The organism is Deltaproteobacteria bacterium (assembly GCA_026388415.1).
In the GTDB taxonomy this organism is placed as follows: Bacteria; Desulfobacterota; Syntrophia; order Syntrophales; family JACQWR01; genus JAPLJV01.
Genome location: JAPLJV010000045.1, coordinates 1 through 6,886, shown reverse-complemented (window position 1 = coordinate 6,886; position 6,886 = coordinate 1). Strand labels below are relative to the sequence as shown.

6 protein-coding genes, 1 rRNA gene, 1 other RNA gene and 1 pseudogene are annotated in these 6,886 nt (G+C 48.3%); 1 reads left to right on the top strand and 8 read right to left on the bottom strand.

Features of this window, described 5'->3' with window-relative positions; translation table 11 throughout:
• The 8 genes and pseudogenes from NT140_10360 to NT140_10325 form a co-directional block, all read right to left on the bottom strand.
• Positions 1-340, bottom strand: a 16S ribosomal RNA gene (locus tag NT140_10360); the annotation flags it as partial.
• 298 nt (positions 341-638) lie between these two features.
• Positions 639-1,931, bottom strand: a complete 1,293-nt coding sequence (tyrS, locus tag NT140_10355; protein ID MCX5832265.1) for a tyrosine--tRNA ligase — start codon at positions 1,929-1,931, stop codon at positions 639-641.
• Positions 1,928-2,713 (bottom strand): TIGR00282 family metallophosphoesterase, encoded by a 786-nt coding sequence (locus NT140_10350; protein ID MCX5832264.1) that lies wholly within the window; start codon positions 2,711-2,713, stop codon positions 1,928-1,930. The genes tyrS and NT140_10350 overlap by 4 nt, the downstream gene beginning before the upstream one ends.
• Before the next feature lie 16 nt (positions 2,714-2,729).
• Positions 2,730-4,298: a ribonuclease Y gene (rny, locus tag NT140_10345; GenBank protein MCX5832263.1), complete on the bottom strand. Its 1,569-nt coding sequence runs from the start codon at positions 4,296-4,298 to the stop codon at positions 2,730-2,732.
• A 152-nt stretch (positions 4,299-4,450) separates the two neighbouring features.
• A non-coding RNA gene (gene ssrS / locus NT140_10340) (6S RNA) lies at positions 4,451-4,648 on the bottom strand.
• Positions 4,649-4,656: 8 nt separating this feature from the next.
• Complete coding sequence (locus tag NT140_10335; GenBank protein ID MCX5832262.1) at positions 4,657-4,932, bottom strand: cell division protein ZapA; 276 nt, start codon at positions 4,930-4,932, stop codon at positions 4,657-4,659.
• Between the two features lie 16 nt (positions 4,933-4,948).
• Positions 4,949-5,179: a hypothetical protein gene (locus tag NT140_10330; GenBank protein ID MCX5832261.1), complete on the bottom strand. Its 231-nt coding sequence runs from the start codon at positions 5,177-5,179 to the stop codon at positions 4,949-4,951.
• A 353-nt stretch (positions 5,180-5,532) separates the two neighbouring features.
• A pseudogene (locus tag NT140_10325) lies at positions 5,533-6,273 on the bottom strand (OmpA family protein).
• Between the two features lie 464 nt (positions 6,274-6,737).
• On the opposite strand from NT140_10325, the gene NT140_10320 reads away from it, so the two are divergent.
• Positions 6,738-6,886: hypothetical protein (locus tag NT140_10320; GenBank protein MCX5832260.1), on the top strand; the 149-nt coding region annotated here is incomplete at its 3' end.

Below are 6,886 nucleotides of genomic sequence, written 5' to 3'. Positions count from 1 at the left end.
TCTCAGTTCCAGTGTGGCTGATCATCCTCTCAGACCAGCTAACCATCGTCGCCTTGGTAGGCTATTACCCCACCAACTAGCTAATGGTACGCGGACTCATCCTTAAGCAAGAGCTTACATACAGAGGCCCCCTTTGGCTGTCCAACCGTAGTAAAAACAGCATTATCCGGTATTAGCCCACCTTTCGATGAGTTATTCCCGACCTAAGGGCAGATTATCCACGCGTTACTCACCCGTGCGCCACTTTACTCAGGTCCCGAAGGACCCTTTCTCGTACGACTTGCATGTGTTAGGCACGCCGCCAGCGTTTGTTCTGAGCCAGGATCAAACTCTCCAGTTTTTAATTCTTGAGAGATCGCTCTCTAGCTTTTTTTCTAATGATAAAGGACCCACAAATCAATTATCCCACTATTCAATTTCCAAAGAACCAGTGAAAACGAGCCGTTGACAGTAGCTAACTTCAATCCTATTGTCAAGGACTATTTTCGGACTCGTCACAAAAACGAACCCTGCTTTTAAATTTTTTAAAGAATCTGTCAAGGAGTAATCAAAGGAACTACTAAATGAATTTCTTGATCAACCTCAGCGAAGGAGTCTTATACACCTCGTTTTTTCGTATGTCAAGCACTTTGTGCAATTTATTTTGAGTCTTTTATCGTAATCGTGAAAAAGGTTTTTCTGCCTTTTCGCAAGATAATTAGACCCCGCTCATTTACTGCGTCAATGGTTATTTTATCATCAAAATTAGCTATTTGTTTATCATTGACATAACCGCCGCCTTGCGCGATAACCCTGCGGGCCTCTCCCTTCGAGGTGCACACGGCAGCTTCAAAGAACAGTTCAAAGGCCGGGATTCCCATTGTCAGCTCCTCCCGTGTTTTCTCTAAAGACTTGATGCCATGCACATCGGACTCGGGAAGCGAACGAGGAATTGTAGAAGCAGGGAAAAGGCCGGCATCAACAGGTCGGGCATTAAACGCCGCTGCCGACGCCGTCCAGGCGTTCACTGCCGCGGCCTCCCCGTGGGTAATCTTCGTTGCCTCGAAGGCCAGCACGGCCTTGGCCATGTTCAGTTCGGCATCCGCAAGGCGACTGACTTGTCCGATTTCCTCCATGGGGAGAAAAGTAAAAAGGGCCAGGAACCTTCCCACATCCGCGTCTTCTGTATTTATCCAGTATTGGTAATACTCATAAGGTGTCGTGAGGGAGGTGTCCAGCCAGACGGTGCCCTTCTCGGTCTTACCCATCTTGTTGCCCCGTGAGGTTATAAGCAACGGAAAAGTCAGCGCGTAGGCTATTTTGCCTTTAACCCTTCTGATCAGATCCGTGCCGGCCAGGATATTTCCCCATTGATCGTTTCCTCCCATCTGGAGCAGGCAATCCTGATGCTCAAAGAGATACAGAAAATCATAGGCCTGCAGGAGCATGTAATTGAATTCAATCAAGTTCAACCCCTTTTCCATGCGCATTTTATAGCATTCTGCCGACAACATCTTGTTGACGCTGAAATGCCTGCCAATATCCCTCAAAAATTCTATATAGTTAAGTTTTGTCAGCCAGTCGGCATTGTTCACAAGGATAGCTTTACCATTTTTAAAATCAATATAGCGGGAAAGCTGCTTTTGCAGGCCACGCCCATTGTCATCTATCTGCTCTATGGTAAGCAGTTGGCGCATCTCCGTTTTGCCGCTCGGATCGCCGATTAAACCGGTTCCGCCGCCTATCAAGGCAATGGGTACATGACCTTGCCGCTGCATGTGCGCCAGGGCCATAATTGGAACCAGGCTGCCAATGTGCAGGCTTACCGCAGTAGGATCAAAGCCGATATAGCAGCGCACCTGACTATTCTCCAGTCTTTCCCGGAGCGATTCCTCATCGGTGACCTGAGCGACAAATCCCCTCTCCAACAGTATGTCATATACGTTTTTCAATCTGCCAGCCTCCAGGTTCGTCGCTCTATGCCGCGGCTCCGGCCGGTCAGCTCATCTATATCCATAACTACCCCCTGTATCCGCACGTCGCCTTTGGCAACATCAAATTTGTTGGGAATCTGGGTTAAAAAACGGGTCAGAATCTCGTCTTTTTTTATGCCGATGACGGAGTCGAACGGGCCGGTCATGCCAACATCACTGATGTAGGCCGTTCCCTGAGGCAATATTCCCTCGTCAGCCGTCTGAACATGGGTATGGGTGCCCAAGACTGCCGTCACCTGACCATCCAGAAACCAACCCATAGTCTTTTTCTCCGAGGTCGCCTCCGCGTGAAAATCAACAATTATAACGGTTGTATTGCTCTTTATTTTCTCAATCTCCCTCTCCGCCGTGCGGAAGGGGCAATCAAGCGGCGGCATGAATACTCTCCCGCTCAGATTAATAACACCCACTTTGTTGCCGGAGCGGGCCGGGATAACGACACTTCCACAACCCGGCGCACCCGCAGGGTAATTGGCGGGACGGAGCAGTTTACTAAAATCTCCTATAAAACCTATAGCTTCTTTTTTATCCCAGATATGATTTCCCGAAGTAAGCACGTCAATATGACTCTGGAAAAGCTCATCCACAATATCACGGGTCACGCCAAAACCGGCGGCGGCATTCTCGCAATTGGCAATGACACAATCTATTTCGTCTGCCGACACGATCTGCGGCAGCAGTTCCCGGATGGCCCTTCTGCCCGGTTTACCAACAATATCACCGATAAACAGTATCTTCATATATTAACCTAACTTACTAACGTGCGTAATCAGAAAATCTTGTTTCCCTGATCACCGTCACCTTTATTTGGCCCGGGTAAGTCAGTTCTGCCTCAATTTTCTTAATAATATCACGGCAAAGCATCACGGCGTCATTATCGGATATCTTTTCGTTTTCCACGAGAATTCGGATCTCTCTCCCCGCCTGAATGGCGTAGCATTTATCTACGCCACTAAAAGAATGGGCAATCTTTTCCAGCTCATCCAGACGCTTGACATACGTTTCCAACATCTCCCGGCGGGCGCCCGGTCTGGCTGCGGAAAGGGTATCGGCCGCCTGCACCAATACGCCCAAAAGGGTATTATTCCGGCCATCTTCATGATGGGCGGCAATGGCTTGAACGATTTTGGCAGATTCACCAAAACGCTTGGCGTAATCGGCGCCGATAACGGCATGGGGACCTTCAATCTTATGGTCTACGGCCTTGCCGATATCATGCAGCAGCCCCGCGCGTTTGGCTTCTTTAACGTTCATTTTTAATTCGGCGGCCATCATCCCCATGAGGTAGGAAACATCTATGGAATGCTGGAGAACGTTCTGCGAGTAACTGGTGCGGTATTTCAGGCTCCCGAGCAGGGTGATGATTTCCGGGTGAATGTCGTGGACACCCACGTCGAATGAGGCCCTCTCGCCTATCTCCCTGATTATCGTGTCTACTTCGCCGCTCACCTTTTTGACAATGTCCTCGATCCGTCCAGGGTGAATCCTGCCGTCGCTGATCAGTCTCTCCAGAGACATGCGCGCCACTTCCCGCCTGATCGGATCAAAACTGGACAGGACAACTGCCTCCGGGGTGTCATCTACAATCAGATCAATGCCCGTGGCTGCTTCGATAGCCCTGATGTTCCTGCCTTCCCGGCCGATGATCCGCCCCTTCATCTCGTCATTGGGAAGAGCTATTACGGAAACGGTATTTTCGGCAACAACATCACCGGCGTAACGTTGCACAGCATAGGCGAGAATCTCGCGCGCCTTGTTATCGGCGGTACGCTTTGTTTCTTCCTCAATTTTTCTTATGACTGCCGCCGCTTCATGCTTGGCCTCTTCTTCCATGGTCTGGATAAGATATTTCTTGGCCTCTTCCGAACTTATGCCGGCGATTTTCTCCATCTTCTCTCTTTCTTCGGCAATAATTCGATCCAGCCTCTCATGTTTTTCCGTTAGAAGAGACTCCTTAGGAAGCAGGGACTTTTCCCGATGATCAATATTTGCCTCTTTTTGAGACAAGGAATCCATTCTCTTATCCAGACTCTCCTCTTTGGAACGGATCCTTTTTTCCCAGTTATCAATCTCCACCTTCCTGTCTCGGGAATCCTTTTCAAACTCCGCTTTCGTTTTGAGGAGATTCTCCTTGGCCTGGAGCACGGCCTCCTTTTTTATTGTTTCAGCATCTTTCTTGGCTTCAGCAAGAATCCGCTGGGCAAGACTTTCCGAAGAAAGGAGTTTCTTCCGGCCCAGCATGCGGTTCAAGCCGAATCCCATCAGGACGCCGACGAGCAAAGTCCCCAAAACAATTAGTAATATCCATATCCAGTTGCTATCCACAACGTTTTCCCTCCTTCAATGTTCTGATAATATCCAATCTACGTGACATACCTATGTCCTCCGGGCAGAAAACAAAAAATAACGATCTATGTTGGAAGCTATTTAAGGGAGGGCTGGGGCGGCAAGCTGGGGCGGCAAAATCTTTGGAACGAAAACCCCCCGCCTATGCCGTGTTAACGACCTTTTTGAACCTTTATGAAAAGTGGGCGCCCAGTATTGTCGCTTTAGGCTTTTCGCCTCCCGCCAGAGCGGGATAACGGCGAACATGCACACCGCTTACAAGGAAAGGTCCCCGGTTCCAAGGTGTTGGCTCAAAAAACGAATGTTAATCACGCACATCGCAGGGGATATTTTTATCTCAAACATCATCAATCAAACAAATCAAATTCTCTGTTCTGCTAACCAGTTCATCACACATTTCCTTATTCGTTCCCGCCAGCTTGAGATATTCATCCGCAATGTTCAAAGCCACCAATATGGCGATATTCAATGTGTTTATGCTATTTGCGGCTGACCTTATCTGCTGCACCTTGTCCTCCACATACTGAACAACACCCGCCACATGGTCATCCCCGGAATCACTTAATACCGATAAATCCTGCTCCAGTATATTTATGTGATATTGCTTCTTCAAAGAGGTGCTACCTCAATTAAACAGTTATATCTATATCCTGGAGTAAATTAATCAGCACATCTAATTTTGTGCGTATTGCATCCCTTTCCTCGCTATATTCTGCGAGTTTCCCCTTTACCCCCTCCAATTCTAACTCTGTATTTTTAAGGAGTCCTTTCAACTCCTGGTTCTGTTTTTTCACCAAAGAATATTCATTTAAGATATTCTTGATCTTTCCTTCCAGTGCATTAAATTTATCCAGTTCCAAAATCCACCCTTCTTTCGTTACATAATTATGATCTTCCCACCAAATCAATCCGCTTTAATCTGTGGCTTCATTATGCCAAGGCACCATTGAAAAGTCAAGGCCATATTTTTACACGTTTCCCAATCGCATCGCCCGCCCCTGCTTTTAGAGGCATACGTCCATCCGGGGGAAAAGGCCGCCGCCAGAAAAGACGGTGGATGCAACGACGACGAAGATTCCCGAACACCCAAGGCCACTTGCGGTCGCAAGCCACAAAAAACCACAGGCAACGGCATAGTGGGATCCAATAGATGAAAAGTTAATGACGCAAGAGTGGGCCCCCCATCCCCATAGATGAGAGGCCCACGATCCGGTTATTTTTTGATTGTATAGTCAACTACCGCTTCGACCCGGCGGTTTTTCTGCCGGCCCACTTTTGTCGTATTGCTGGCAATCGGCTTGGCCATGCCGTAGCCTTTGGCCGTCAAGCGTGATTCTGCTATGCCGAATTTCTTCGTCAAATAGTCTCTCACGCTGTTGGCCCGTTTTGCGGAAAGCTTCTCATTAAAATCTTTTCCGCCGACATTGTCCGTATGTCCCTCAATCACCACTTTGAGATCAGGGTTATTTTTCATGACGTCGGCAAATTTCTGAATTTCTTTATTAAATGCGGGTTTGATATCCGCTTTGTTGAAATCGAACTCGACCTTGATGGTCGCCCGGCCTTTCTCGAAGATCTCCTTGGCAACCGCCGCCGCTTCCTTTTTTTCTTCACTCGTCACCGCTGCTGCGGCGGCCGGCGCCTCTGCCCGAACTTCCTGAAGCTGTTCCACTGGGAGGGGGCAACCGTCCTTATCTACCTTCACACCTGACGGCGTACCGGGGCACTTGTCGAGATCGTCGGTAACGCCGTCCTTGTCGGAATCTAGAAGAGGACAACCGTCCTTATCCACCTTGACACCTGCCGGCGTACCGGGGCACTTGTCGAGATAGTCGGGAACACCATCCTTGTCGGAATCCAGAGGACATCCGTCCTTATCCACCTTGACACCTGCCGGCGTACCGGGGCACTTGTCGAGATAGTCGGGAACACCATCCTTATCGGAATCCGGAGGACAGCCCCAGTCATCAACCTTCACACCCGCCGGCGTAGTGGTGGGGCAATAATCGTAATAGGGTGCTTTTGTAAATTCATTGCGATAATCGTAATTATCGGGTACCCTATCGTTATCCGAATCTACAAGGACCGGTGTCGAGAGGTTGACACAAGACGATAAAACAAAGGGAAACAAGATGGCTACAAAAATAAATAATACCGGCATTGTTTTTCTCATACTATTAGTCTCCTATGTTTGTTTAAGCGAACAATGTTATGAATTTAATTCATAACTCATTTCTGATAAGGCATCACTTTTGACGACGGGAAGTATAAGCAGCAACGGACTTGTATGTCAAGGAAATATTGGCCCCAGTTTTCCTTACTTGACAGGGGTAACTTTTCTCACTATGCTCGATCGCTAAATTTAATTCCCAAATAGTTTCATTGTCGGATGATTAAATATGATCAGAAAGGATTTTTATGACGGGTAACGAAAAATTGCAGAAATGGGTAAAAGAGATGGCGGAGCTGTGCCGTCCGGACAGTGTTTACTGGTGCGATGGTTCTCAGGCGGAATACGACCGTCTGGCCGGCGAAGCGGTGCAAAAAGGGATATTGCGCAGGCTCAA